Raw genomic sequence first — 25,621 nt, 5'->3', positions numbered from 1 at the left:
CGCGATGCTCCGGTTCACGCATGTCGCCTCCACGCACCGTGACCTTCAGTATCGACCCCGAGCGGGAACCCGGCGACCCGCAGCACGCCCTCGCCGGGCGCGCCCGCCGTCGGACCGTCCTCGGCCGCTCCACGGAGTAAGGTGCCGCCCGTGCATGAGCATCAGCGCGATCTCGTCGGTTACGGCGCCGAGCCGCCGCTTGCCGCCTGGCCCGGCGGTGCCCGTGTCGCCGTCAGCCTCGTCCTCAACTACGAGGAGGGCGGCGAGCAGAACGTTCTCGACGGTGACGCCACCTCCGAGGGCTTCCTTCACGAGCTGATCGGCGCCCCGCCCGTCGTGGGGGGCCGGGACCTGAACGTGGAGGCCATGTTCGCCTACGGCTCGCGCGCGGGCTTCTGGCGCATCCACCGCACGCTCGCCGCCCACAATGCGCCGGTCACCGTGTACGCCGTGGCCCAGGCGCTCGAACGCAACCCGGACGCCGCACGGGCCATGGCCGCCGCCGGCTGGGAGGTGGCCGGCCACGGCTGGCGCTGGATCGACTACCGCCACGTGTCCGTGGAGACCGAGCGCGCCGACATCGCGCGCTCGGTCTCCACGATCGAGCGGCTCGTCGGCCGCCGGCCCGTGGGCTGGTACACCGGTCGGACGAGCCCCCACACGCGGCGCCTGGTCGCCGAGCACGGCGGCTTCCTCTACGACTCCGACGACTACTCCGACGACCTGCCGTTCTACGTCGAGGCCGCCGGCCGGCCGCACCTCGTGCTGCCCTACAGCCTCGACGCGAACGACTTCAAGTTCCTGCTGGTCCACGGGTTCACGACCGCCGACGACATGCTCTCCTACCTCGTCGACGCCTTCGACACCCTCCACGCCGAGGGAGCCGACCGCCCGCGCATGATGAGCATCGGCATGCACGGGCGGATCATCGGCCGGCCCGGCCGCATCCGCGCCCTCGACGGCTTCTTGCGGCACGTCGCGCAGCGCGGCGGGGCGTGGGTCACCACCCGCGAACGGATCGCGCGTCACTGGCTCGCGACGCACCCGCCACTGCGCTGAACCCTCCCCGCTGCTGCCCCGGCCGTCAGGACGCACGGATTGCGTCGCAGGCGATCGGCAGGTGGCGGGGGCCGCGCAGGACCGCGTTCCGGCGGTACGGAGGCGGGTCCTCCAGCAGTCGCGGGTTCTCCAGCCGGCGGGCCAGTTCGCTCAGCGCCAGCTGGGCCTCCTGCCGGGCCAGTGGGGCGCCGAAGCAGCTGTGGATGCCGCTGCCGAGGCCGAGGTGCTGGATGTCCTTGCGGTCCGGGTCGAAGCGGTCCGGATCCTCGAACCGCTTCGGGTCGCGGTTGCCGGACGCCAGGATCAGCGAAACCGTGGCGCCCTTGGGAATGTGCACCCCGGCCACCTCGATGTCGTCGAGCGTGCTGCGCCGGGGCAGCAGCTGCACGGGCGGCTCGTAGCGCAGCAGCTCCTCGACGATCGGTACGGACAACTGCGGGTCCTCACGAAGCCGTTGGAGGACGTCCGGGTGACGCAGCAGGGTCAGCATGCCGTTCGTGATCAGGTTGACGGTGGTCTCGTGCCCCGCGATCAGCAGCAGCGCCGCCGTGCTGACGACCTCCCGCGTGCTCATCGCCCCGTCCGGTTCCTCACTGAGGGCCGCCAGCCGGGACAGCATGTCCTCGCCCGGGTTCTTGCGGCGCTCCTCGATCAGCCCGGCCAGGTACATGCCGAGCTCCATCTGCGCGTCGGCCGCGGCCTTGGGCTTCTCGGCGGGGTCGGCATCCGGATCGGGGTCCGGGCTGGCGGCGAGGGTGTCGGCCCAGCCGTGGAAGCGGGGCTCGTCCTCCTGCGGCACGCCCAGCAGCCGGCAGATCACCGTCACGGGGAAGGGGTAGGAGAACTGGTCGACCAGGTTGATCCGTTCCAGGGAGTCCCGGCGGCGATGCCGTCGATGAGGCCGGTGACGATGCCGTCGAGCTCGCCGCGCATGTCGTGGACCCTGTGCGGGGAGTGCGGCGGACCGAAGGGCCGGTTCGTGATGCGGCGCAGCCGGTCGTGGTCCGGCGGATCGAGCCTGATGAAGACCGGCGGCAGGGCCGAGCCGTCTCCTTCGTCCTGCCCCAGCGGGTCGTCGCTCGACGACAGCGTCAGGTTGCGCGGGTCGGAGCTGATGCGTGGGTCGTGCAGCAGGCTCCCCACACCGACTGTCGCTGCAGCCCGGCGCCCGCGACGCCGACGACGCCCACGACGCGCTCGACGTCATGCGTCGGCCGCCTCTGCCCGCCGCGATCTCGGGCTCCGTCCGCGCCGACACGGCCACCCGCCGGCTCGTTTGCGACAATGACACCAGCGAGGTGGGGAGGGGCGCCGTGAACCAGTCGGCTCGACAGCCACGGACCGAGGAGCGCGCCACGGACGGCCGCGCCGAACGCGGCCGCCAGTCCCGGGTGAAGATCGCCGAGGCCGTGCTGTCCCTGCTCGACGACGGGGAATCCAGCTTCCCCGCCGAGCGGGTGGCCGAACGTGCGGGCGTGTCCCGACGCCTGGTGTTCCACCACTTCGCGGACATGTCCGAGCTGGTGGAGACGGCCATCACCCGTCGTCTGGAGCAGCTGATCGAGCAGATCCAGCCGCTTCCGACCTCCGGTCCGCGCGCCGCGCGGGTAGCCGCCCTCACGGAACAGCGCGCACGGATCCTGGAATGGATCACTCCGGCTCAGCTGACCCTGATGCGCCTGGAGACACCGGGTGACCGCGTCGCCGAGGTCACCCGAGAGGTACTGGACTTCGCGCGGGCGCGACTGGCCGAGATCTTCGCGGAGGAACTCGAACGCCTGCCCGTGTCACACGGGTCCGAAGTGCTCCACGGCCTGGACGCGGTGACGACCTGGGGTGCCTGGCACCACTGGCGCAGCAGTGGCCTGAGCGCCGAATCGGCCGCCCGCACCATGGAGACGGCCGTGCACGCCCTGCTCGCCGCCACCGACCGGCCCCAGGCCGTCGGCTAGGTCGTCTCTTTCCGTGGACCTGGCCGGCCTCCCGCGGCCCGGCCTGCGCACCCGCGGGAGCGCACGCGTCGGCGCCGTCCATCGCCGAGGCCTAAGCCGTCCCTTCCGGGTCCCGCCGCGCCCGCGTGCCGTGCGACAGCCGGCCGTGCAGGGCGGGGCCGCCGACGGCCACCACGGCGAACAGGAACGCGGCAGTGATCAGGGTCGGCTCCGAGAACCACAGGCCGGCAAGCCAGTCGACGAGCAGGGCCACGGCCACCAGGAACACCTTCCCCGCCACCAGGCCGAGGAACAGACCACGATCGAGCGGAGCCCTCCCGGCGCGGGTGAGGCGACGGCCGACGAAGCGCCCGGCCAGGCTGACGCAGAGCACCACCACTAGGACGCGCAGTGCGTGCTCCCACGCGGGCATGTCCCCGCCGAGGAGCCACACGGCGGCCACGGCCGCGCCTGCGGCTGCGTAGGCGGACATGCGCGCGATCGACGGCCTGCGCTGCCCGGTACCGCCCTGACCTGCGCGTACACGGCTCGGCCCGGCACTCGCTCGGGCGGTGTGGACAGACATGTCTCGCCTTTCGATACGGGCAGTGAACAAATGCCACGAAAAGTTGCAAAACAAGTTGCACTCCGAGTGTCATCTCTTCGGGTGCGTCTCGTCAAGCCCCCGCCTGGCGATGCAACCGGATCCTCCGGGGGAGGATGGGGAGCGTGATCTCCAAGGAACGAGCGGTCGAGCTGGTCGAGTCCCTGCTGGCGCGGGAGCGGCCCACCTGGGCATGGGCGCGGCTGATCCCGAAGCTGGCCGTCCACCACGTCGAGGAGCGGTCGGTCGGGTGGCTCGTCCACTGGAGCTCGGCGGAGTACGTCCGCAACCCTGACCGGCCGACGAATCTCCTGGGCGGCCCCTACCTGGTCGACCGGCAGGACGGCAGCATCCACTTCGTTCCCGGCACCGCCTGGACCGAGGACTGGGAAGAGCTCTACCTCCGGCAGGTCAAGGGCATCAGAGCACCCGACCCGCTCGCCGCGGCCGTCCGCCGCATCGCGGACTCCGTCGGAACCGCCGCCGCCATGCAGCACCTGCGCACACAGGCCCCGCGGATGAGCCTGCAGGAGGCCAAGGCATACGTGACGATCATCAGGGACGGGAATCAACCACCCGAGGAGCTGGCGAGCCTCACCCGCGCGCCCGACCCCTGGGATCCGGGCACGATCGAGACACTGGCCGGCCCGGTTCCGTAGCCGTCCGACCGGCACCCGGGGGCCGCCCCGGTGCCGGTGCGAGGCGGATGTGGGCGGGGCGTTCGGGCGGCCGCCGACCCGCCCGGGTCGACCACCACGAACTTCGGCCCGCGCAACGGCGGTGGCGGGGCCGCGCCGTTGATGTCGAGGATGCGGAACTGGACCTCGTGGACGTGGAAGTTGTGCGGCTGCCGACGGTGACACCTCGGCCCCGGTGCAGAGCCGGGTGAAGAGCGCGCCGAGGGCGAGGGCGCCCGAGGACATCGGCACGCGTGCCGCCCGGTCCCGGGTTGTACGGCCCGCCGTCCCTTCCCTCACCATTGCCCTGAGGACGGACGGCGGGCTGCTTCGTCTCCGATGCTCATCGGAGGCGTCCGCCGCCGCCGACAACTGCGGAAACCCTGTCCTGCCCTGCCCTTTCCCGAAGGACCGACACCAGTGACCAAGCGCATCGCCCCACTCGGCCTCGTCCTGCTGGTGGGCGCCGCCGCACTCGGCCCCAGCGCCCCGCCGGCCGCCGCCACTGCCGCCCGGCCCGCCCCACCGCTGGTGAGGATCATGCCGCTCGGTGACTCGATCACCGCCGGCTGGGGCAGCTCCGATGAGGCGGGATACCGCTCCGAACTTTGGCGCCTGATGGAAGGCCAGTCGCGGTTCACGCCCGACTTCGTCGGCTCCGGGTCCTTCGGCAGCCTCGGCGACCCCGACAACGAGGGGCACAGCGGCTGGACCATCGATGATGTCCGCTCGAACATCGACCGGTGGCAGACTGCTGCCGACCCGGATGTCGTCCTCCTGCACCTGGGCATCAACGACCTCGACACGCACCAGGCGGACCCGTCTGACGCCGCACGGCGACTGTCCGAACTCGTCGACCGCATCATGGCCAACCGCCCCGGGGTGACCGTCATCGTCCAGGGCCTGCTCGTCGACACCCCGGGGCTCGAGCAGCAGACGCGCGACGTCAACGCCGCCATCCGCGGCCAGGAACCGGAGCGCCGCGCCCGGGGGGAGCGGTTCCGTTTCATCGAACCGCCCCGCCTCGACGTCGCGGCCGAGCTGCCCGACCACCTGCATCCCAATGACGCCGGCTACCGCAAGATGGCCCTCGCCTACCACGGCGGCCTGGAGCAGGCCGTCAACGACGGCTGGGCCGTACGGCCGCGCGTGCCGCGGGCCGGTACGGAGGCGGGCGGCGCCGGCCCTGTGCGGTGGGCGGACTTCGACGGCGACGGACGCCCCGATCACCTCACCGTCGCGGACAGCGGTGAAGTGCGGGTATGGCGCAACCGGGGCGGCAAGCCGGGCGGCGGCTGGAAGCCACTCGGCGCTGTCGCCACCGGCACCACGAAGAACCGCGCCCTGGTGCATCTGGCCGACTTCGACGGCGACGGCAAGGCCGACTACTGGGTCGTCAACTCCGACGGGTCGGTCAACGTGTGGCTCAACCGCGGCGGCGACACGGCGGGCAGCACCGGCTGGCATGACATCGGCAAGGTCGCCACCGGCACCACGACGGACTGGACCCGGGTGCGTCTGGCCGACTACGACGGAGACGGCAGGGCCGACTACTGGATGATCGGCCCCAACGGCAGCGTCACCACCTGGCTCAACCGCGGCGGGGACAGCCACGGTGGCTGGCAGTACCTCGGGCAGACGGCGACCGGCCTCACGACCGACCACGGCAGGGTCCAACTGGCCGACTTCAACGGGGACACCCACGCCGACCTGCTCCTGACCGGCTCCGACGGCAGCGTCGGCATCCACCTCTTCGCCGGAGGCGACCCCTCCGGACCCCACGGCTGGGACCCCATCGGCACCGTCATCGACGCCCCGCGGTAGTCGACGGACAGAGACGCGACGGACGCCGGGGCCGGCGGCTCGTGTCCGACCGGTGAGGCCAAGACCACGGCGAAACGGTGTACCGAACCCGCGGGGTCGTTCACCCGGCCGGTGCTTCGGCAATCGGTGCTTCGGCGATCGGTGCTTCAGCGATCCACTGGGCGAGGGAGAGCAGGGTGGTTTCGACGCTGTCCGTCATGTAGTCGCGCAGGGCGTCGAGGTCGCCGCGGGTCGCGCCCAGCACACGGTCGAGACGCAGGAGTTGCCAGGACTGCTCGACGACGGTTCCACGTCCCCTGGGGCGGCAGGTCCAGCTCCATTGCACGATGCCGTCCTCGGCGCCGCCGACCACGAAGGCGAAGGCGGCGCCGGGGTCGGCCCGTACGACCTGGGAGCGGGTGGTCCACTCCCTGCCGTCCTTGTGGTTGCGGCCGCTGAACCAGGACCCGACCCGGGGCCCGGCGCCCTGGTCGAACGTGACGTCGCTCGCGTTGGGGCTCCAGCGCCCGATGGCGGACACGTCACTGATCAGGTCGTAGACCCGGGCGGGCGCGGCATCGACCCAGGCGCGCCGGGCGAAGGAGAAATCCGATGCGTGCAGGACCTCGAAGAGGTCGTGTGCGCTGGTGGTGGTGCTCAAGGCGTCCTCCTGGACGGTTGGGGTGGCGCCGTGTCGGCGACGCCCACATCACCACCGGTCCCGCCGCGGAGCCAGACCCGCTGGTGCCTATCCACACCAGGGTCAGGCTGTGCGGTCGGGCCCGGCCCATACTCGGATCCATGAACGGAAAAGTGCGGCTCGGGGAGTTCCTGCAGACGCGGCGCTCCCAGTTGCAACCGGAGGATCTCGGGATACCCGGCTACGGGGAGCGGCGACGGGTGCCGGGTCTGCGGCGCGAGGAGCTGGCCGCGCTGGCGGGTGTCAGCGTCTCCTACTACACCCGGCTGGAACAGGGGCAGTCCCTGAATGCCTCACCGCAGGTGCTGGACGCGATCGCCCGGGCCCTGCGGCTGGAGGAGGCCGAGCGCCTGCACCTGCACGACCTGGCCCGGTCGTCGGCCACGGGCTCGGGACGAAGCCGCCGGCCCGCCCCGGAGCGGGTGACGGAAGCGACCGGCCAGCTGCTGGAGGCGCTGGCCCACGTCCCGGCGATCGTGAGCGGCCGCCGCAGTGACGTCCTGGCATGGAACCGGCTGGGCCATGCGCTGTTCGCCGGACACCTGGACCCGGATGCCCCGGACCGGCCGGCGGAGCGGCCCAACATGGCCCGGCTGGTGTTCCTCGACGCGCACACCCGTGACCTGTACGCGGACTGGCCGGCCAAGGCCAGGGCCGTGGTGGGGAATCTCCGCCTGGTGGCGGGCCGGCACCCGGACGACCCCGCGCTCCATGCGCTGGTGGGTGAACTGCGCGCGAAGAGCTCGGACTTCGCCTCGATGTGGGCCGACCACCGCGTCACGGCGTGCGCCGTCGCGACGTACCAGATGCGGCATCCGCTGGTCGGTCCGCTGACCGTCACCCAGCAGACCCTGAGTCAGGGCCGGGCCCCGGGCCGTGACCAGGGGCAGAACATCGTGGTCGCCACCACCGAGGCCGACTCACCCGCGCGGACCACGCTGGCCCTCCTCGCCCAGCTCACCCCGCAGCGCAACCCGGCGCGACCGGGAATCCGGGCCTGCGCCGACTGACCCGGCGGCGGAGGAAGGAGCTGCTGTCGCGGCCGACCGGGGGATGCACCACCTGGACCGGTTGGAGGGATACGGCGAGTTCGTGTATCGGCAGCCGAAGACCCCCGATGAGGTACGTGCTCTCGCGCTGGCTGCGGCCGAGGACCTGCCGGCCGCGTACGCCTGTGACGGCGACCTGCACTGGACGCCCGATGCCGTGCGGCAGTGGTGGCACGCCAGAGGAGTGGTCGAGGAGTACATCGCGACCGTGCTCGTGGAGTGGGAGGGGAGCGAGCAGGAGGACGAGCGCGAGGCGGCCGGCGGCTTGCGGGACTACGAGGCTTACCTGGCCGGTGAACTGGCTGACGACCTGCGCGCGTACGTCTTCCGACTGGAGCACGGCCGATATCCGGGTGACGGGGACGTGCTGCCGGATCTGTGAGAGCACGGAGAAGGGCGGCCGGATGTGCGCGCGCTCGACCGGGCCGAGAAGGTCCCGGCCGCCCGCGTGGCTGGTCGAGGACGGCAGCACGTACTGGCGTGTTCGCCGGGCGCGGGTGGTGCCGGTGTCACAGTTGGGGGACGTACGGCGCGAGGCCGACGATGAGGATGGACCGTTCGCCCGGCCCCGGCTCAGAGCCCGCGCGGACCGGGCCGACGTAGTGGCTGACTCTGTGGTCGTGGACGGCGTAGCCGTCCAGTGGGTCGGTGAGGGTGAATTCGGCGTGGACGTCCGCCCACGGGTCCTCGGGCTGGAGGCCCGCGCTGCCCGGTGTGGCGATGACGTTCTGCCCGCCGGTGACGTTGGTACGGCTGATCAGGTGGGCGAAAGTGAACGTGCTCGCCGAGCCTCCGTCCTGGTGCAAGCAGTTCGGGGAGGAAACGGCGTCCTGGCCGGGACGGTCGACGCCGAGCCTGATCAGGTGGACGCCGGCCCACAGGGGCCGGCTCCCCAGATTCTTCATCGACAGGACCTGCTCGATGTCCCAGCGCAGCAGTCGCAACAGCAGAGCGTTGCCGCGCAGCGCCTCGGGGATGTCGGGGAGCACGCGTCGCTTCCGCGGGTACCGGGGGTCGTCCTCGCCCTGGGAGAAGTCGGTGACCGTACCGTGCACGGGGTCGGGGGTTCCGGGAATCCAGGACAGTTCGTCCTTCCACGGCAGGTACACGGCATGGGAGTACCGGCGGAAGCGATTCGCCCCCGGAGCGTACGGGTCGGGCGGCAGAGCCGCGAAGACCTCCCGGATCCTGGCCAGGTCCTTCGCAGCGGAGCCGGCCGGGACGATGCCGAGCTGCTCGGCGCCGTAGCGGGCGAACCCGCGCTCGCGCAGACCCTCCATGCCCTCACCCGGATCCCCCGCATCAGAGTGCGATCGCCGCCGGGGTTCAGCCTCTTCCACATGTTCCTCCAACAGGTCACGACCAGGGCCATGGCACCGGCGGCCCGTGCCGGCCTTGCACACGCCTCCCCCGTCACACGCCGGGGAGGACGCGGCTCTGCGATGCAAGCCACAGCCCGTGCGGCATGCTCGTCGAACGCTCGAGGCTACCGGCAGTCCGGCTGCGAGCCTCCTACGGGTCGCCGGAGGAAGCAAACTCAGCGCTTCTACGGGGTCGGCAGGGTCGGCAGGTCCTGGGGCGGCGTGGGGGAAGGTTTGTTCAGGGAGGGTTGGGCGTCGGCCGACGCGCTCAGCCCGCACTCCCCCGCCCGGCTTGGCGAGTACGTCGGCGTCGTCATGAGTACGCCCGGCGGCGGTCCGGGGCGCGGGGGGCGGATGGCCGGCAGATGTCCGGAACGGAAAAAGTTTTCCGCAGACGTCTATCGAATGGCCGTTCCATGGGAATGCTGCGTGTGATCTCCCGCCCTGCCCGACGCTGCCCCACGGCGTTGCGCGGGCGGCCTTCCGTTCTGAGCCCTCGGGAGGTACTACGCCATGCAGTCGTCCCCCACTCCGATGCAGGCCCCCGGCCGCCGCGAAATCCTCACCGGCCTCGGCCTGGCCGCTGCCGCCCCGCTCGTCCTCGGCATCACCACCCGCCCCGAACGCCCACCGGTCCCGGTCGGCCCGACGGTCCTGCTGCGCGGTGCCTCCCTCGTCCTCACCATGGACCCGGCCCTCGGCAGCAGCTCCCTCGGCGCCCTCGACAACGCCGACGTCCTGATGCGGAACGGCACCATCGCCTCCGTCGGCACGGGCCTGCGCCCCCCGCCCGGCACCTGGATCGTGGACGCTTCGGGCAAGCTGGTCATGCCGGGGTTCGTCGATACCCACACCCACCTCTGGCAGGCGGTGATCCGCGGGGGCTGTACCGACGGGGACCTGTTCGGCTGGTTCACACGATGTACCGACCCCCAGCGGGGCCGGCTCACCCCCGAGGCCCTGCACAGCTTCGTACGCCTCGCCGCCCTCGACGCCGTCCAGTCGGGCGTGACCACCCTCGTGGACTGGGTGGACATCTTCTCGTACGACCTCATCGAGAGCTACGTACGGGCCCTGGCCGGATCCGGAGTGCGGTTCGCCTACGCGATGTTCCCTTCCGAAGCCGACCCGGCGCTGGTCACGAAGGTGAAGAAGGAACTCGTCGACCCCGTTCCGCTCGGTGGCTTCCAGGTCGCCACGCACGCGGCGCGAGCAATCCAACACCTCAACCAGGCGCACTGGGAAGCCGCCCAGGACCTCGGAGTCATGCTCAACTCCCACGTCCTGGAACGCCCCGAGCAACGCGCCGACGACCCCATCGGGGTCCTCGCCGACATCGGCGCCCTCGGTCCGCGGCTCCTGATCAACCACGCGATCCACCTGACCGACGACGAGATCGCCGCCGTCGCCGCGCACGACGTACGTGCGGCTCACTGTCCGCTCAGCAACATGCGGCTGGCCTCCGGCATCATGCGGCTGTCCGAGTTCGGGCGGCGGGGCGTCAAGGTCGGCCTCGGCCTGGACGGCGGCACCAACGACAGCTCGGACTTTCACGCGCTGATGAAGACGGCCATCGGCCTGCAGCGCGCCCGCGCGACGGAGGCCGCCATCTTCCCGCAGGTGCACGACATCCTGCGGATGGCCACGCTGGGCGGCGCCGAGGCCCTCGGGATCAGCGACCGAACGGGCTCCCTGACCCCCGGAAAGCGGGCTGATGTCGTGGTCGTCGACCCGGCCGCCCTGAACTTCGCGCCCCGCTTCGACTGGGTCGGCCAGACCGTCTTCAACGGGCGGCCCGAGAACGTCGAGGCCGTGTTCGTGGACGGACGGCCCCTGAAGTTCGACGGCCGGCTCGTCGGCGTCGACACGGAGCGCGTCGTACGGGAGGCGGAGACGGCCGCCACCCGACTCCGCGCGGCCGGATAGGGGGTGGTCTCAGGCCTCAGCTCCTCCGCCGGCCGGCTCACCCCCTGCCCGTCACAAGCGCCGGGGCCGGCACCGCGGGGTCAGCCGACCGCGTCCCAGGCCGTCATCGGACCCTCCAGCCAGGCGGGTGGCAGCTCGGCGGCGTCCCATTCCTCCCGCAGAGCGGCCGTCGGCGTGGCGAGCCGCTCCAGGACGGCGACGCTGGTGGCGGAGTGCAGGAGGGAGTAGCGGCTGTGGATGGCGGTGGCGCTGCCGGGCCCGTACTCCACGTACAACCGTTCCAGGCGGGCCCGGTGTGCTGCGGCGAATTCCGCCAGCCGGCCGGCGTACCGGGCCCTCTGCCGGGCGGTCATCGTGCCGAGGACGGCACGGAGTACCTCCTCGGTGACCTCGGGGTCGAGGTCGGAGGCGGCGGTGAAGGTGAGGTAGAGGGGGGTGACGGCCGCCTTCGCCTGCTCCACCTCGATCCGCCCGACCGGCGGCCGGGCGGCCGAGGCGGCGCTCGGTCCGTCGGGGTCGACGGTCTCCCGCAGTGCCCGTTCGGCGATTCCGCCGAGCTCGTCGGTGACGGCACGGGCACCGTCCAGCCATCCCGACTCGTACGGCTCGCCCTTGTCCCCGGGTACGGACCCCCCGAGCGCGCCGACCTCCTCGCACGCGCCGGCCAGGGCGCCCGCCTCGACCAGGGCGATCAGGCCCTCCGCATCGTCGGCGGAGACCCCCGCCCGGCCGAGCAGCTGGAGCAGCGTCCTCTTCGCGTTCAGGACGCTGACCGAGTCCAGCTCCTGCCGGTTCTCCTCGGCGGCATGCATCGGATCCTCCTCATCCCGTGGGCCAGCGGTGCGGTGCGGTGCGGTCCGCCTGCGCGGAGCGCACCCTATGACGGTTCAACGCGGGATGGGGCCGCTGTGATCCCTGCGGCTGCCCTGATGCTCGACGACTGCATCCGTTCAGCGGAACGAGCGCCTCGACCTGGCTGCACGGGACGGATGATAGCTGCCGGGATCCCGCACCGGACTCCGGGAGCGGCGCCGGCCTGCCCTCACGGCTCCCCCAGCCGTCCGCCCTGACAACCGGGTCGGCCTTGCTCGCCGCATGGCAGGAAACCGCCGTACCCCACCACCGGACGCTTCGTTGAACCGGAGAGGGAACTCCGAGCGACCGAGGAGCGACCACCGCAGCGTTCGATCGGCATGGAGACGGAGGCCGGTTCCTTGTCCCTACCTGTCCTGCCGATTCCCCGAACGGCCGGGAGCGCGCTGCTGACGCTGGGCTACCGCCTCGCCGTGACAACGGCCCTGGTCTGGGCCGTGTACACCGGCGGGCAGCACGCTCCCTCACTCAGGATCTGGGTGTGGACGGCGGGCGCCCTGGTCTACGGCAGATGGCTGCTGGCTCGCAACCGCCTCGCCCCGGTGAGGCTGGGGCGGTACCTGCTGTTCATGGAGCTGCTCTTCCAGGCCCTCTTCTTCCTCGTGGCCGACGGCGCGTTGGGCAGCCGGCTCGTCGCGATCTGGTCCGGCTCCGTGTTCGGCGCGGGCCCGGTCGGCGGACTGCTCCTGGTGGCCCTGGCCATCGGCGGCCGGTGGGCATCCGCTCACCTCGTCTCCGGAGGGAGCCGGTGGGCGTTCACCGGGCTTCGGGGCTGGGCTCTCGTCGTCGCCAACCTGGTCAACTACCCGTACCAGATCGTGTTCCGTCCCGTCCCGCTGTTCCTTCTCGCGGGCGTGCTCCATCCGGAGCTCGATCTCCTCGCCGCGCTCATCCCCCTGCTGGCCGTCGAACTGGGCTTCGCCGCGGTGGATCGGCGAGCCATGCGGTCTCCGGCGGGGCTTTGGGGCGCATGGTTCTGGCTTCCCCAGCAGGTCACCCAGCGCCTCGGCAACGACCCGATGCTGGGCGCCTGGCAGGCCGGCACATGGCTGCACGACGCAGTGCTCAGCCGCAGGGGATCGGCCGACTACACCCTCGTCACCAACACCTTGAGGCTGTGGCTACGGGCGAGGGGCAACTCCTTCGCCATGATGGGCAGCCACCCCTCCGACCCGCCTCGGGAAGCCACCGGAGTCCTTCTGGATACGGCCAGGGCGATGCTCGTCGCAGCCGGGAAGGCCGAGGAGCGACGTGCCCTGGCCCGCCGGGCGGGGGACGGCGGCCGCCACTACGCCGCCGCCTGCGCCCTGTTGGTGGCGTGCGAGGCGTACGGCGAACAGCTGTCGGGGCGGCAGGACCATGCGAGGACGCTAAACGCCGCCGGCGCCTTCAAGAACGCGAAGGCCGACAGCTGGGCCCTGCTGTACGGGGCGCTGGCTGCAGCACGGTACGACATGGGGTGCGACGCCAACCGCGCGGCGGCCGTGCTGCGCCGGGCGCTGGAGGACACGATCGGCCGGGAGGAGAAGTTCCAGCACGCGGCCGTCAGAACGGCCGTGGCGATCGCCGCCGTGGTCGCGCACACCTTCGGGCGCCAGGAGGACACCGTTCGGCTGCTCCAGCGGATCAACTGCACGCCCCCGTACCCGGCGGAGATCCGCCGGATGACCGCGGAGCACTGGCAGCTCTATCCCTTGTGGGCGCGGCAGGCCCTGTGGGACCTGGCGTCGTTCGACGTGCTGGCCTACCAGCTCAACCGCGGCGGCAGGGAGGAGCACCGGGAGGTCGACGGACCGTTCGACCAGGCGTTGCAGACCCTGCAGGGATACCGGTGGGGAAAGAGCCCGTCGGCCCTGCCGGGGATGAACTGGGCCGGTCTGTACGGCGACCGCTTCCGTCCCTCCGAGCATGCCGTGCAGGCGCCGTTCGACCGGGTCGCTGCGCTCACCGAGGCGCGCGCCTGTCTCGACGTACTGCTGGAGGCTTTCGGCGGCGATCGGTCGTCCCAGAGCGGAATCCCGGCCACCGTCGCGCAGTTCGCAAGACGCCGGGCGGGACCGATTCCGCGCGAGGAGGACCCTGTTCACTCATGGGTGACGCGCGGACGGGACGCGGAGGGCCATGCCTTCGCCTTCATCGAGCGTGTCCGCACCCAGCAACTCGCCTACCTCCTCGGCAGGGCCACCGGCCGGCCGCCGGCTTCGCCCCGCTCCGGCAGCGCCACGCCGGCCGAGATGCTCGCCACCATGGAGGAGGCGGAAATCGCGTACGAGGCGCGGGTGCGGGACTCGGCCTGCCCGCAGGATCGTGCCGCGGGATGGCAGCGGGTCGCCGAGACGTACCAGGCGTTGGAGACGCTCGGGGCATCCGCGTTCGCCGCCGCGGGGCGGGGACGGGCCCCCTGGCTGGACTACCCCCAGGCACGGGACTTCCTGCGGGAGTTGCGGGGCGCCGGCCATCAGGTGCTCCTTGCCCTGTACTGGCAGGTCGATACGCGGGTCACCATTCTGCTCGCCCGGCACGACCGCGACCGACCCGTGGCGGTGACCGTCGAGATGCCCCCCGACGACGAACTCAGGCGGGTTCTGTCGGCGTTGAGCGAAGGCCGGGAGGCAGGTCAGGAACCGGGCGCGGAGTCCGAAGGTTCCTCCTGGGAGGAGGTGTTCCGTCCGCTGGTCGCCCCGCTCGTCGAGCACAGCAGGGCGGGCGAAGTGCTCTGGCTCGTCCCCTCGGGCATCCTGCACCATGTCCCGCTGCACGCCGTACGGGTACGGGGCGTCCCCCTCGGCGACCGCAATCCGGTGACCGTGACTCCGAGTGCCGCGGTGATGACGCGGTTGCTCGTTCCGCGTCGCGCCAACGGAAAGGGGTCGGTGCTGCTGGTCGCGGACAGTGATGCCCGGCGACCTCTGGCACATGCCCGTACGGAGGTCCGGGCCGCGGCCGAGGCGCTTCGGACCGCCGATGAGCCTCTGGTGGGTTCGCGGGCGACGAAGCGAGCCGTCCTCGACGTGCTCTCCCGTGAGGACCACGACGTCGACATCGTGCACTTCGCGTGCCACGGCCGGTTCCACGACACGACCCCCCTCGACTCCTGGATCCAGCTGGCCCCGGACCCGCACGCGCCGCAGGCCGGGGCTCGATTGACGGCTCTGGAACTGGGTGGGCTACGACTCGACGCACGCCTGGTCACCCTCAGCGCCTGTGAGAGCGGGCTGGGAGACTCGTCCCTCGAAAACGAACGTCTGGGACTGGTCTGGGCCGTACTCCAGAGCGGTGCCCGTTCAGCGCTGGTCAGTCTCTGGCGGGTGGACGACATCTCCACCGCGCTCCTGATGCGCCACTTCTATGCGGCGCTCGGCGGCGGTGAGCCCCGCGCCAAGGCCTTGAGCTCGGCCCAGCAGTCCCTGCGACGGACCACGGCGGCCGAAGCGCTGCACTTCCTCGCGGAGACCCTGCGCCAGACCCCCGACGGGCACGAGGCGGCGCGGCGCGCCACACAGCGGCGCATGGCGGAACTCCTCATACAGGCAGGGGCATTTGATGAGGCGCTCGAAGTGCTGGAGACCGTGCTGGGCCGCACCGGACCCGAGGACCCGGACTATCTCCGGTTCCTTGCCCACGTCACGGTGTGCCGGCGCCGGAAAGCCCGTGCCGCCCAGGACGCGCCCGACCTCGGCCGGCGCGTCTTCGACCACCCCTACTACTGGGCGCCCTTTCAACTGATCGGAGACTGGCGTTGACCGTGAACGCCCACACCCCTGTGGGATCCCTGGCCGTCGAGCCGGTGCTGCGCGTGGACGGATCGGTCGGTCCCGAGGAGGCCCTGACCCTGCTGGGAGACCTGGGCTTCGCCCTGGTGACGGATGCGGCGCACGACGGGCTGCCGGTCGCGTTGCTGAGCCGGTCCGACCTCACCGCGCTGCGGGACCGCCGTGCGGCAACGCTCTGTCCGTCCGACGCTCCGGCCCGTCCTGCGGTCCTGGTCCCCGCCGGTCTGACGCTGGGCGAACTGGTCGGCGGAGCCGCCGTGACCCTGCTCGCGCTCAGCCCGCACGGGGCGGTCGTGGTGGATCCGTCCGGCGGCGTGACGGTGCTGCCGGGCAGCATCGTGGACGACTTTCTGGACCACGGGGCCCTGCTGCCCGCCGAAACGCGCGGGGCGTTCGACATGAGCGCGACGGACAGCGTCCTTGCGGGGGAAGTCTCGTTGCCCTTCGCCCTCGTGGCCTGCGCGGCTCCCGGATGCGGCCACGTCAACCACCTCGGCTTCTTCGACCCGCAGCGGCCGCCTGTGTGCGCCCATCCGGGTCTGCCACCGCACACGTTGACGATCACGCGAGGATGACGACATGCTCGGTGCCTTTCTGGGTCAGACCCCGGGCCTCTTCGACCGGCGCTTCTTGTTGCATCTCCTGCTGCCCAGCCTGGGCTTCTGCCTGTCCGTCTCCGTGGTGCTGGCCGGGTCGGGCCTGAACATCGGGCAGGCCCTCCGGACCTGGGAGGGCATGTCCGGGAGCGCCCGCGCACTGGCCGGACTCGCCCTGCTGCTGGCAGCCGGTCTGCTCGCGTCCGCCCTCTCGGGTTGCCGCACGGCGATCTGCCGTCTCTTCGAGGGGTACTGGACCGGATTCGCGGCGGAAGCGGCGTTGCGGCAGGGGGTGGCATGGCACCGGCGGCGCTGCGACGCCCTCCACCGGGCCCCCGTGTCCCGTGACGGCGCCTTGAGCCGGTATCCCCTGCCGACCAGGCCGGAGGACTTCCGGCCGACACGGCTGGGCAACGTACTGAGGTCCGCGGAACAGTATCCGCAGGTGCGTTACTCCATGGACGCCGTGGTGGTCTGGCCCCGCCTCTACCAGATCCTCCCCGACCCGATGACCGCCACGCTGGCGGCGGCCAGGGCCGACCTGGACGCCGGACTCGGTCTGTCCGTGCTGTGCCTGCTGTTCGGTGTCGTCGGAGCCGTCGAAGTGCTGTGGGAACAGGGCCCGTGGTCCTGGTTCCTCGTCCTGTGGTGGGGCGGCTGCTTCGCCGCGTACCTCGCCTACCGCTCCGCGCTGGCCGGCGCGTCCGTGTACGCACAACACGTGCGCGTGGCCTTCGACCTCCACCGGTACGACCTCATCCGCCAGTTGGGTGACGAGCCGCCCTCTTCGCCCGAGGAGGAGCGGGACTACTGGTACCGCCTCTGCCAGTTCTGGCACCGCGGGATCCCCCGGGACCACGTACGACTGCCCGCCGCCTCCGGATCGCCCCTTCCCGCTCCCGTTCCCGACCACACCCTCCGCATTCCCTTACCTGTCTCCGGGTACTTCTGGACACTGGCCACCGCCCTCGGAGTCGCGGGCGCCGTTTCCCTCGGCCTGTACTAGGCCGTCTCTTCCGGATCCTGCCGGGTCCTGTCGACCGGGGACCACGATCCCGCGCTTGAGGATCTTGCCCGTGGGGCCCTTGGGGAGCTCGGCCGTGAAGGTGACGATCCGGGGGTACTTGTACGCCGCCACCCGGTCCTTGACGTACTCCCGGATCTCCGCGGCCGTGGCCTCGGCACCGGGCCGGAGCGCGATCACCGCTGCGATCTCCTCGCCGTGGAACGAGTGGGGCACGCCGACGACGGCCGCTTCGGCGACGGACGGGTGCTCGTACAGCACCTCCTCGATTTCACGCGGGTACACGTTGTAGCCACCGCGGATGATCAGGTCCTTCTTTCGGTCGACGATGAAGTAGAAGCCGTCCTCGTCGACACGCGCCAGATCACCGCTGTGGAACCACCCGTCGCGGACCGCCTCCGCCGTGGCCTCGGGGCGGTTCCAGTAGCCCGTCATCAGGTTCTCGCCGCGGATCGCGATCTCACCGACCTCTCCCGGCGGCACCGCGCCGCCGTCCTCGGTCATGAGCTTCATCTCGACTCCACGGACGGGCTGTCCGATCGAGCCCGCCTTGCGCGGACGGTCGGGGTGGTTGAAGGCGGCGACCGGTGAGGTCTCGGAGAGTCCGTATCCCTCGAGGACGGTCGCGCCGAAGCGCCGCTCGAAGCCGTGCAGCACCTCGACCGGAAGCGAGGCGCCGCCCGAGACGGCCAGGCGGAGCGCGTGGGCGTCGAAGCCTTCGGGGAGCTCGGCATGGAGCAGCGCCGCGTACATCGTCGGCACGCCGAGGAACACGGTGACCCTGTCGCGGGCCATGATCTCCAGGGCTCGCCGAGGCTCGAACCGGGGCAGCAGGGTCAGTGTGGCGCCGGCGGCGACGGCCGTATTGAGCGCGCAGGTCTGTCCGAAGGCGTGGAAGAGGGGCAGGCCGCCGAAGAGCACGTCGTCGGGTCCGACCTGGAGCAGCGTCTCGGCCGTGGTGGCCGTGTTGGTGGCCAGGTTCCGGTGGGACAGTTCGGCTCCCTTCGGCGTCCCGGTCGTGCCCGAGGTGTAGAGGATGAGGGCCGGGTCGCCATCGGCGCGGTCGACGATGCCGGGCATCGGTTCGTGGGCCCGCAGCATGTCGTCGAAGGCCGAGGGCTCGGTCACCAGGCATACGGTTCCGGTGTCGGCGGCGGCCTTCGCGACCTCGTCCGCGAACAGGGGGGACACCAGCGCGATCCGCGCCCCGCAGTCACGCAGGGTGAAGGCCACCTCACGGGCCTTGAGGAGCGGATTCATCGGCACGACCACGCCGCCGGCCCGCAGGATGCCGTAGTAGACGACCGGGAACAGCGGCACGTTGGGCATGGTCAGCGCGATGCGGTCGCCGGGCTGGACGCCGCGGTCGCGCAGCAGGGCGGCGACCCTGGCGCTCACGTCGTCCAACTGGGCGTAGGTCAGCGTACTGCCGTCGTGGCGGACCGCGATGCGATCGCCCTGGGCCGCGGCGGAGTCCACGAGGAACGCGGCAAGGTTGGTCATGTCGGCAATCTCCCTGTGTTCGTCTCGGTCGCCACGAGCGGACCGGGCCGGTGAACGGCGCCATGCTAGGTTGCCCACTCATCGCCGTGCTTGCCCTGGCGTGACATGAGACTTTTCTTTTCGGGACAGTCTTGGAGCGTGCACATGAGGCCCCTGGTCCGCACCGCAGCCCTCAGCGGCTACGTCGAGCTGTGCCGATCGCTCGGCATCGACCCTCAGCCGCTGATGAAGCGCGTGGGCCTGGACACCGCCGCCCTCGCGGTCCAGGACCGGTGGATCTCCGGCTCTGCCGCGGTCCAGGTGCTGGAACTGTCCGCAGCCGCCACGGGTCACGAGGACTTCGGATTGCTCATGGCGGAGTTCCGGCGCTTCTCCAATCTCGGCCCCATCAGTCTGGTCGTCCGTGAGGAACCCGATGTGCGCAGCGCACTGGGGCTGTTGATCCGCCACCAGCACATGTACAACGAGGTCCTGGACACCCGGCTGTCCGAGGGGGACGGGCTGGCCACGTTGAAGGTCGACCTGCGCCTCGGCGAGACGATGGACACCCGGCAGGCCACGGAGCTGGCCGTCGCCGCCTACCACCGGATCCTGCGCGATTTCCTGCACACCCGGTGGCAGCCGCTCTCCGTATGGTTCAGGCACCCTGCACCGGCGGACGTCTCGACACACCGGCGCGCGTTCGGCCCCATCGTGGAGTTCGACCGCGAGTTCGACGGCATCGTCTTCTACGCGGGCGATCTCGACGCGCCCAACGCGATGGCCGATCCGCTGCTGCGCGAGTACGCCCACCAGTACTTCGAGGCGATCACGGTGCCCCGGGACACCACCGCCGCGGACCGGGTGCGCGAGCTGATCGAGGTCCTGCTGCCGACGGGGCGCTGCTCGATCGAGCAGGTCGCCCGCAGCCTGGGCGTCGACCGGCGGACCGTCCACCGGCACCTCGCCTCCTCGGGGGAGACCTTCTCCTCGCTCCTGGGCGCCACCCGTCGCCACCTCGCGGAGCAGTTCGTCGCGAATCCGCGGCGCTCGCTCACGGAGATCTCCGACCTGCTGGGCTTCTCGTCGCTGAGCGGGTTCTCGCGCTGGTTCCACGAGCAGTACGGGTGCAGCCCCAGGGCATGGCGCAGCGCCAGGAGCCGACAGCAACTCCCCGACCAGGACTGACCCCGCGGGCGGGACGGGCTCGGCGCACCCGTGCCCGTCCCACCCGGCGCGGATCGGCCGGTGTCCCCAAATGGCAAATTATCTGTCCCCAAGGGGCAAGCGGCCCCGGTTGCCCGCCCCTACCTTGGCACCACCGCAGAGACGCGGTCGGCCGCCGGACGGGAGCGGGTTCCCCTATGCGCGCTTCCTCCGGACCGGTCGATCGTACGAGGGCCGAGGGCCGCCATGCGCCCGCTGTCCCCCGGTGACCCGCATCCATCCTCGCCGGACCTCCCAGCCCCTCGCATCGCACGCGGCGATGCTTCCGGCGAGTGATCACCGATCCCACGAAGGAGACGGACCGTGCATTTCCACGACGACTCACTCTTCCCGGAGAACCAGGAGAAGCTGGTGATCCAGGCCGCTCCCTACGGGCCGGAGTGGCTGCCCGGGGACGCCGACGACCTCCCCCTGACGATGGACGAGCACGTGCAGGCGGCTGTCGACTGCTACAACGCCGGGGCCACCGTGCTCCACATCCACGTACGAGAGCTCGACGGCAAGGGCTCCAAGCGGATGTCCATGTTCAACGAGCTGCTGGGCCGGCTGCGCCAGGCCGTGCCGGACATGGTCCTGCAGATCGGCGGCTCGATCTCGTTCGCTCCGGAGGACGAGGGCAGCGAGGCGAAGTGGCTGAGCTACGACACCCGCCACCTGCTGGCCGACCTCGACCCCGCGCCGGACCAGGTGACGATCGCGATCAACACCAGCCAGATGAACATCGTCGAGATCATGACCGACGACGACCTGGCAGGCACCTCGATCGCGAAGCCCGAGTACTACAAGGCCTACCGCGACATGGTCGTCGAGGCGGGCCCCGGTTTCTACCTGGAGCACCTGGAGCGCCTGCGGGAGAACGGCATCCAGCCGCACTTCCAGCTCGCCACGCTGGCTCAGCTCGAAACCGTGGAGCGGCTCATCCGAGCCGGCGTCCACACCGGGCCGCTGATCCTCAACTACGTGGCCATTGGCGGAGGTTTCGCGGGCCGGCACCCGGCGGACCTGATCGAGTTCGTCCGTCGCGTCCCGGACGGGGCCGTCCTCACCATCGAGAGTTCCATGCGCGCGGTGGCGCCGATGAACGCGATCGGCATTGCCCTCGGTGTGCACGTGCGCGTGGGCAACGAGGACAACCTGTGGCGGCGCAAGGGCGAGCGCATGACCACCGTCGAGCAGGTCGAGCAGATGGTGCAGATTTCCGAGGCACTCGGCCGCGACATCGCGACGGGCGCCGAGGCGAAGAAGATCTACAAGCTCGGCGAGTACTACTCCGGGGCCGACGAGACGCTGGCCCGTCTCGGCATGGTGCCGAACCGCCGTCCCGGTCAGCGCGGCCCCATGCTGCGCGTCGTCTGATCGCGGCACGGGACGACCGCGCCGCGCGGCCGCGCGAACCCACGGGGCTGCCGGGCCCCCCGGCCCGGCGGCCCGTTCCTCTCTTCCCCACCTCCCACGAACAACGGAGCACGCCCATGGCTCACGCCATTCGCTTCAAGGAGACCGGCGGTCCCGACGTCCTGCGCCGGGAAGAGGTCGTCGTCGGCGACCCCGGCCCGGGCGAGGTACGGATCCGGCACGAAGCCGTCGGACTCAACTTCGCCGACACCTACTTCCGCAGCGGCCTGTATCCCGCACCGCTGCCCGCCGGGCTGGGCGTCGAGGCCGCCGGGGTGGTCCAGGCGGTGGGCGCAGGCGTCACCCATGTCGCCGAGGGCGACCGGGTCACGTACACCGGAAGCCCGCTCGGTGCCTACAGCACGGAACGGGTCATGCCCGCCGGCTCCCTGATCCGGCTGCCGGACGGCATCCCCTTCGAGACCGCCGCCGCGATGACCATGCGCGGGCTCACCTCCGCCTACCTGTTGCGCAGGATCCACCCGCTGAAGGCCGGTGACACGATCCTGCTGACCGCAGCCGCGGGTGGTGTCGGCCTGATCGTCTGCCAGTGGGCCAAACTGCTCGGGCTGACCGTCATCGGTACCGTCTCCACCGAGGAGAAGGCCGAACTCGCCCGCGCCCACGGCTGCGACCACGTCATCCACTACCGGCGCGAGAACGTGGCCGAGCGGGTGCGCGAACTGACGGACGGCGCCGGCGTCCCGGTCGCCTTCGACAGCATCGGCAGGTCCACCTACGCCGCCTCGCTGGCCTCGCTCCGGCGCCGCGGTCTGCTGGTCTGCTTCGGTACGGCCTCCGGGCCCGTCCCGCCCATCGACGCCATGCAACTTGCGCTCAGCGGTTCGCTGTTCGTCACCCGGCCGGCTCTCGCCGACTACATCGCAGACCCGGCGGAACGGGCAGCGCTGGCGGGCGAGCTCTTCGACCACGTCGCCTCCGGACGCATCGCCATCGAGATCAACCAGCGCTACGCGCTCGACGACGCCGTACGGGCGCACCGCGAGCTGGAGTCGGGGCGGACCACGGGATCGTCCGTCTTCGTCGTCTGAGCCCCTGCCGGATCACGCGCGTCTCCACCCCCTCCAGGAGGAAGCACCATGGAAAAGACTGCCGCTCCATTGGAAGGCGCACCCGCGTCGGTGCGCGCCCACTCCCGCGGCTCGATCAAGGTCGAGCCGCTGACCTGCACCATCGGCGCCGAACTCTCCGGAGTGAACCTCGGCGACGCGGTGCTCGACGACGAGCTGTTCGCCGAGATCAAGGCCCTGCTCCTGCAGTACAAGGTGCTGTTCCTGCGGGAGCAGGACATCACGCGGGCCGAGCACGTCGCCTTCGCCGAGCGCTTCGGCCCGCTGGAGGACCACCCGGTGGCCGGCAGCGACCCCGACCACCCCGGCCTGGTACGGATCTACAAGGATCTGGACAGCGCGCCGGAACACTACGAGAACGCGCTGCACACCGACGCCACCTGGCGCGAGAACCCGCCCATGGGCGCCGTGCTGCGCTGCGTCGAGTCGCCCCCGGTGGGCGGTGACACGATCTGGGTCAACATGGCCGAGGCCCACCGCCGGCTGCCGGAGCACATCAAGACGCAGATCCAGGGGCTGCGGGCCCGGCACAGCATCGAGGCCACCTTCGGTGCCGCCATGCCACAGGAGAAGCGTCACGCGCTGGGGGCACGGTTCCCCGACGCGGAGCACCCGGTGGTGCGCACCCACCCCGAGACGGGCGAACAGATCCTCTTCGTCAACGCCTTCACCACGCACTTCGTCAACTACCACACGCCCGGGAACGTGCGCTTCGGGCCGGACTACGCCCCGGGCGCGAGCCTCCTGCTGAACTACCTGATCAGCCAGGCCGCCGTCCCCGAGTACCAGGTGCGCTGGCGCTGGACGCCGAACAGCGTGGCCATCTGGGACAACCGCTCCACCCAGCACTACGCCGTCCAGGACTACTGGCCCGCCGTCCGCAAGATGGAGCGCGCCGGGATCACCGGCGACAGACCGTTCTGACCCTTTCCCTTTCCGCCAAGAGCAGTCGAGGTGATGACAATGGGGTTTCTCACCACTGCGGAACCCGCCCCGGGCAGAACCGTTTCCGGTTCCTCGGAGTGGCCCGTGTCCCGGCGCTACGCCTGGGCAGTCTTTGCACTGAGTTTCGGACTCCTGCTCTCGGACTACATGTCCCGGCAGGTCCTCAACGCCGTCTTTCCGATGCTGAAGGCCGACTGGCTGCTCTCGGACGCCCAACTGGGCTCCCTCAGCGGGGTCGTGGCGCTGGCGGTCGGTCTGCTCACCCTCCCGCTCTCGCTGCTGGCCGACCGATGGGGCAGGGTGAGATCCCTGGTCATCGCGGCCACGATGTGGAGCCTGGCAACCCTGGGCTGTGCGGTGGCGGCGAGCTATGACCAGATGCTCGTCGGCCGGCTCTTCGTCGGCATCGGTGAGGCCGCTTACGGCAGTGTCGGCATCGCCGTGGTCCTCAGCGTCTTCCCGCGCGCCCTGCGGGCGACGCTCTCGGGGGCCTTCATCGCCGGCGGGGCCTTCGGCTCGGTCCTGGGCATATCCATCGGCGGCGCCGTGGCCCAGGCGTTCGGCTGGCGCTGGGCGTTCGGCGTGATGGGCGTCTTCGGCCTGGTGCTCGCGGGCGTCTACGCGCTCGTGGTCACGGAGAAGCGGCTGGCCCCGCGGCAGGATCCGGCCGAGTGCGGAGCCGGCACTGGCACTGGCACTGGCACTGATGAGCGCGACCGTCTGCGCGTGCTCCTGCCACGACTCTTCTCCTCCGTCTCGGTGGTCAGCGCCTACATCGGCAGCGGTCTGCAGCTGTTCATCGCAGGCGCCCTGATCGCCTGGCTGCCCAGCTACTTCAACCGCTACTACGACATGCCGACCGCGAAAGCCGGTGCGACCGCAGGGCTCTTCGCCCTGGTGATCGGAATCGGCATGATCGCCGGCGGCATCGCCTCGGACCGCATCAGCCGGCGCGACCCGATCCGCAAGTGGGCGGTCGCCATCAGCTGCAGCGTGGGCTCCCTCGTCCTGCTGACGACCGCGTTCCGCCTGCCGGCCGGCCCCGTACAGCTGGTGGTGCTGGCGCTGGGAGCCCTGCTGTGCGCCGGAACGGCCGGGCCGGGGGCAGCCATGGTGGCGAACCTGACCCCCGCGGCCATCGCCGCGACGGCGTTCGCCACGCTCACGCTGGCCCAGAGCCTGCTCGGACTCGCCCCCGGCCCCGCGGTCACGGGGATGCTCGCGGACCGGCTCGGTCTGCTGGGCGCGTTCCGGCTCGTGCCGCTCGTGGCGATCGGAGCCACCGCGGCGTTCCTGATCGGCCGCCACTCCTACGACCGTGACGTACTCCGACTGACCGGTGTCGCCCCGGTGGCGGAGCGGCAGAATACGGAGGTGCCCTCATGAGCCGTACCACCACCGAGCCGGTGGTCGTGATCGTCCCCGGCCTGCGCGATCACGTCGAGGAGCACTGGCAGACCCTGTTGGCGGACCGGCTCGCCGAGGCCGGGCGTACCGTACGGACCGTTCCCCCACTGACGGCAGACCGACTGAGCTGCGAGGCCGGCGTCGCCGCACTGGACAAGGTGCTGGTGCAGATCGCGGGGCCTGTCGTGCTGGTCGCCCACAGCGCCGGTGTGATCACCACCGTCCACTGGTCCCGGCGGCACCCGGCGCAGGTGCAGGTCCGGGGGGCGCTGCTGGTGACGCCGCCGGACTTCGAGCAGCCGTTGCCGGAGGGCTACCCCACCATCGGCGTGCTCGACGAGAACGGCTGGATCCCGGTGCCCCGCTCGCCGCTGCCGTTCCCCGGCATCGTCGCGGCCAGCTCGAACGACCCTCTGGGCACCGTCGAACGATCGGCCGAGCTGGCCCGGACCTGGGGCGGCCGCCTCGTGGAACTGGGCCCTGTCGGCCACCTCAACCCCGCCTCCGGCCACGGCCCGTGGCCGAGGGCGGAGGAACTCCTCAGCGAGCTCGAACACAGCTCCCTGCGGCATCGGGGCGCGCCGTCGCCTCCTGCGGATGACGGACCCGGGGCGGCTCCGACCGGCCCCGCAGACGTCGGTACGGACGGATAGGGTCGCCCTGGCCGGCGGCCCTTCGCCACCGGCGAGGACAGGGGG

The 25,621-nt window shown here is 71.3% G+C and carries 21 protein-coding genes and 1 pseudogene; 16 read left to right on the top strand and 6 right to left on the bottom strand.

Going from position 1 to position 25,621, the window contains the following annotated elements; translation table 11 throughout:
- Window positions 1–150: 150 nt before the first annotated feature.
- Complete coding sequence (puuE, locus tag IE257_RS15375) at window positions 151–1,059, top strand: allantoinase PuuE (RefSeq protein ID WP_189968865.1); 909 nt, start codon at window positions 151–153, stop codon at window positions 1,057–1,059.
- Between the two features lie 25 nt (window positions 1,060–1,084).
- On the opposite strand, the pseudogene IE257_RS15370 reads toward puuE, so the two are convergent.
- A pseudogene (locus IE257_RS15370) lies at window positions 1,085–2,202 on the bottom strand (cytochrome P450); the annotation flags it as partial.
- Between IE257_RS15370 and IE257_RS15365 the strand changes: the two are divergent.
- The gene (locus IE257_RS15365) at window positions 2,178–3,011 is read left to right on the top strand and encodes a TetR/AcrR family transcriptional regulator (protein WP_229920376.1); all 834 of its coding nucleotides are present in this window, start codon (window positions 2,178–2,180) and stop codon (window positions 3,009–3,011) included. The pseudogene IE257_RS15370 and the gene IE257_RS15365 overlap by 25 nt on opposite strands.
- A gap of 91 nt (window positions 3,012–3,102) precedes the next feature.
- On the opposite strand, the gene IE257_RS15360 is transcribed toward IE257_RS15365, so the two are convergent.
- Entirely contained in the window at window positions 3,103–3,483 is a 381-nt protein-coding gene (locus IE257_RS15360; protein WP_189968864.1) for a hypothetical protein, read from the bottom strand.
- 236 nt (window positions 3,484–3,719) lie between these two features.
- Between IE257_RS15360 and IE257_RS15355 the strand changes: the two genes are divergently transcribed.
- Complete coding sequence (locus tag IE257_RS15355; protein ID WP_189968862.1) at window positions 3,720–4,253, top strand: YrhB domain-containing protein; 534 nt, start codon at window positions 3,720–3,722, stop codon at window positions 4,251–4,253.
- Between the two features lie 438 nt (window positions 4,254–4,691).
- The gene (locus IE257_RS15350; RefSeq protein ID WP_189968861.1) at window positions 4,692–6,095 is read left to right on the top strand and encodes an FG-GAP-like repeat-containing protein; all 1,404 of its coding nucleotides are present in this window, start codon (window positions 4,692–4,694) and stop codon (window positions 6,093–6,095) included.
- Window positions 6,096–6,195: 100 nt separating this feature from the next.
- On the opposite strand, the gene IE257_RS15345 is transcribed toward IE257_RS15350, so the two are convergent.
- On the bottom strand, window positions 6,196–6,735 hold the full coding sequence (locus tag IE257_RS15345; RefSeq protein WP_189968859.1) for an SRPBCC family protein: 540 nt from the start codon (window positions 6,733–6,735) through the stop codon (window positions 6,196–6,198).
- A 140-nt stretch (window positions 6,736–6,875) separates the two neighbouring features.
- Here IE257_RS15345 and IE257_RS15340 point away from each other — a divergent pair, with 140 nt between their 5' ends.
- The gene (locus IE257_RS15340; protein WP_189968857.1) at window positions 6,876–7,784 is read left to right on the top strand and encodes a helix-turn-helix domain-containing protein; all 909 of its coding nucleotides are present in this window, start codon (window positions 6,876–6,878) and stop codon (window positions 7,782–7,784) included.
- A gap of 82 nt (window positions 7,785–7,866) precedes the next feature.
- Window positions 7,867–8,205, top strand: coding sequence for a hypothetical protein (locus tag IE257_RS15335; RefSeq protein ID WP_189968856.1), 339 nt, complete (start codon window positions 7,867–7,869; stop codon window positions 8,203–8,205).
- A 127-nt stretch (window positions 8,206–8,332) separates the two neighbouring features.
- Here the strand turns inward: IE257_RS15335 and IE257_RS15330 are convergent, their stop codons facing one another.
- A complete protein-coding gene (locus IE257_RS15330) occupies window positions 8,333–9,103 on the bottom strand; it encodes a 2OG-Fe dioxygenase family protein (RefSeq protein ID WP_189968853.1) in 771 nt (256 codons plus the stop codon).
- A 594-nt stretch (window positions 9,104–9,697) separates the two neighbouring features.
- On the opposite strand from IE257_RS15330, the gene IE257_RS15325 reads away from it, so the two are divergent.
- Window positions 9,698–11,110: an amidohydrolase family protein gene (locus IE257_RS15325; protein WP_229920375.1), complete on the top strand. Its 1,413-nt coding sequence runs from the start codon at window positions 9,698–9,700 to the stop codon at window positions 11,108–11,110.
- Between the two features lie 80 nt (window positions 11,111–11,190).
- On the opposite strand, the gene IE257_RS15320 is transcribed toward IE257_RS15325, so the two are convergent.
- On the bottom strand, window positions 11,191–11,922 hold the full coding sequence (locus tag IE257_RS15320) for a hypothetical protein (RefSeq protein WP_189968852.1): 732 nt from the start codon (window positions 11,920–11,922) through the stop codon (window positions 11,191–11,193).
- A gap of 402 nt (window positions 11,923–12,324) precedes the next feature.
- Here IE257_RS15320 and IE257_RS15315 point away from each other — a divergent pair, with 402 nt between their 5' ends.
- From IE257_RS15315 to IE257_RS15305, 3 genes are read left to right on the top strand one after another with little or no spacing between them, the layout of a single operon-like run.
- Entirely contained in the window at window positions 12,325–15,726 is a 3,402-nt protein-coding gene (locus IE257_RS15315; RefSeq protein WP_189968850.1) for a CHAT domain-containing protein, read from the top strand.
- Between the two features lie 2 nt (window positions 15,727–15,728).
- A complete protein-coding gene (locus tag IE257_RS15310) occupies window positions 15,729–16,331 on the top strand; it encodes a hypothetical protein (RefSeq protein WP_209468339.1) in 603 nt (200 codons plus the stop codon).
- A 4-nt stretch (window positions 16,332–16,335) separates the two neighbouring features.
- On the top strand, window positions 16,336–17,358 hold the full coding sequence (locus IE257_RS15305) for a hypothetical protein (protein ID WP_189968846.1): 1,023 nt from the start codon (window positions 16,336–16,338) through the stop codon (window positions 17,356–17,358).
- Here the strand turns inward: IE257_RS15305 and IE257_RS15300 are convergent.
- A complete protein-coding gene (locus IE257_RS15300) occupies window positions 17,281–18,879 on the bottom strand; it encodes a long-chain-fatty-acid--CoA ligase (RefSeq protein ID WP_189968844.1) in 1,599 nt (532 codons plus the stop codon). The two genes, IE257_RS15305 and IE257_RS15300, sit on opposite strands and share 78 nt — an antisense overlap.
- Before the next feature lie 144 nt (window positions 18,880–19,023).
- Between IE257_RS15300 and IE257_RS15295 the strand changes: the two genes are divergently transcribed.
- The 6 genes from IE257_RS15295 (at window position 19,024) to IE257_RS15270 (ending at window position 25,576) form a co-directional block, all read left to right on the top strand.
- On the top strand, window positions 19,024–20,046 hold the full coding sequence (locus tag IE257_RS15295) for an AraC family transcriptional regulator (protein ID WP_189969230.1): 1,023 nt from the start codon (window positions 19,024–19,026) through the stop codon (window positions 20,044–20,046).
- Between the two features lie 342 nt (window positions 20,047–20,388).
- Window positions 20,389–21,441, top strand: a complete 1,053-nt coding sequence (locus IE257_RS15290; RefSeq protein ID WP_189968842.1) for a beta-keto acid cleavage family enzyme — start codon at window positions 20,389–20,391, stop codon at window positions 21,439–21,441.
- Window positions 21,442–21,557: 116 nt separating this feature from the next.
- The gene (locus tag IE257_RS15285) at window positions 21,558–22,532 is read left to right on the top strand and encodes a quinone oxidoreductase family protein (protein WP_189968840.1); all 975 of its coding nucleotides are present in this window, start codon (window positions 21,558–21,560) and stop codon (window positions 22,530–22,532) included.
- Between the two features lie 48 nt (window positions 22,533–22,580).
- Window positions 22,581–23,495 (top strand): TauD/TfdA dioxygenase family protein, encoded by a 915-nt coding sequence (locus IE257_RS15280; RefSeq protein ID WP_189968838.1) that lies wholly within the window; start codon window positions 22,581–22,583, stop codon window positions 23,493–23,495.
- Window positions 23,496–23,600: 105 nt separating this feature from the next.
- Window positions 23,601–24,902, top strand: a complete 1,302-nt coding sequence (locus IE257_RS15275) for an MFS transporter (RefSeq protein WP_229920374.1) — start codon at window positions 23,601–23,603, stop codon at window positions 24,900–24,902.
- Entirely contained in the window at window positions 24,899–25,576 is a 678-nt protein-coding gene (locus tag IE257_RS15270; protein WP_189968834.1) for an RBBP9/YdeN family alpha/beta hydrolase, read from the top strand. Before IE257_RS15275 ends, IE257_RS15270 begins: the two co-directional genes overlap by 4 nt.
- Window positions 25,577–25,621 lie beyond the last annotated feature (45 nt).

Origin of the sequence: Streptomyces avidinii, assembly GCF_014650695.1 — a bacterium.
GTDB classification, from domain to species: Bacteria; Actinomycetota; Actinomycetes; order Streptomycetales; family Streptomycetaceae; genus Streptomyces; species Streptomyces avidinii.
The sequence above is the reverse complement of the archived record's forward strand: the minus strand, read 5'-3'. Positions and strand labels throughout refer to the sequence as shown.

Bases quoted from the DNA above. Each gene is read 5' to 3' on its own strand.
- IE257_RS15360 (WP_189968864.1), bottom strand. From the start codon at position 3,483: ATGTCCGCCTACGCAGCCGCAGGCGCGGCCGTGGCCGCCGTGTGGCTC.
- IE257_RS15340 (WP_189968857.1), top strand. From the start codon at position 6,876: ATGAACGGAAAAGTGCGGCTCGGGGAGTTCCTGCAGACGCGGCGCTCC.
- IE257_RS15330 (WP_189968853.1), bottom strand. From the start codon at position 9,103: ATGGAGGGTCTGCGCGAGCGCGGGTTCGCCCGCTACGGCGCCGAGCAG.
- IE257_RS15325 (WP_229920375.1), top strand. From the start codon at position 9,698: ATGCAGTCGTCCCCCACTCCGATGCAGGCCCCCGGCCGCCGCGAAATC.
- IE257_RS15320 (WP_189968852.1), bottom strand. From the start codon at position 11,922: ATGCATGCCGCCGAGGAGAACCGGCAGGAGCTGGACTCGGTCAGCGTC.
- IE257_RS15305 (WP_189968846.1), top strand. From the start codon at position 16,336: ATGCTCGGTGCCTTTCTGGGTCAGACCCCGGGCCTCTTCGACCGGCGC.
- IE257_RS15300 (WP_189968844.1), bottom strand. From the start codon at position 18,879: ATGACCAACCTTGCCGCGTTCCTCGTGGACTCCGCCGCGGCCCAGGGC.
- IE257_RS15295 (WP_189969230.1), top strand. From the start codon at position 19,024: ATGAGGCCCCTGGTCCGCACCGCAGCCCTCAGCGGCTACGTCGAGCTG.
- IE257_RS15285 (WP_189968840.1), top strand. From the start codon at position 21,558: ATGGCTCACGCCATTCGCTTCAAGGAGACCGGCGGTCCCGACGTCCTG.
- IE257_RS15280 (WP_189968838.1), top strand. From the start codon at position 22,581: ATGGAAAAGACTGCCGCTCCATTGGAAGGCGCACCCGCGTCGGTGCGC.
- IE257_RS15270 (WP_189968834.1), top strand. From the start codon at position 24,899: ATGAGCCGTACCACCACCGAGCCGGTGGTCGTGATCGTCCCCGGCCTG.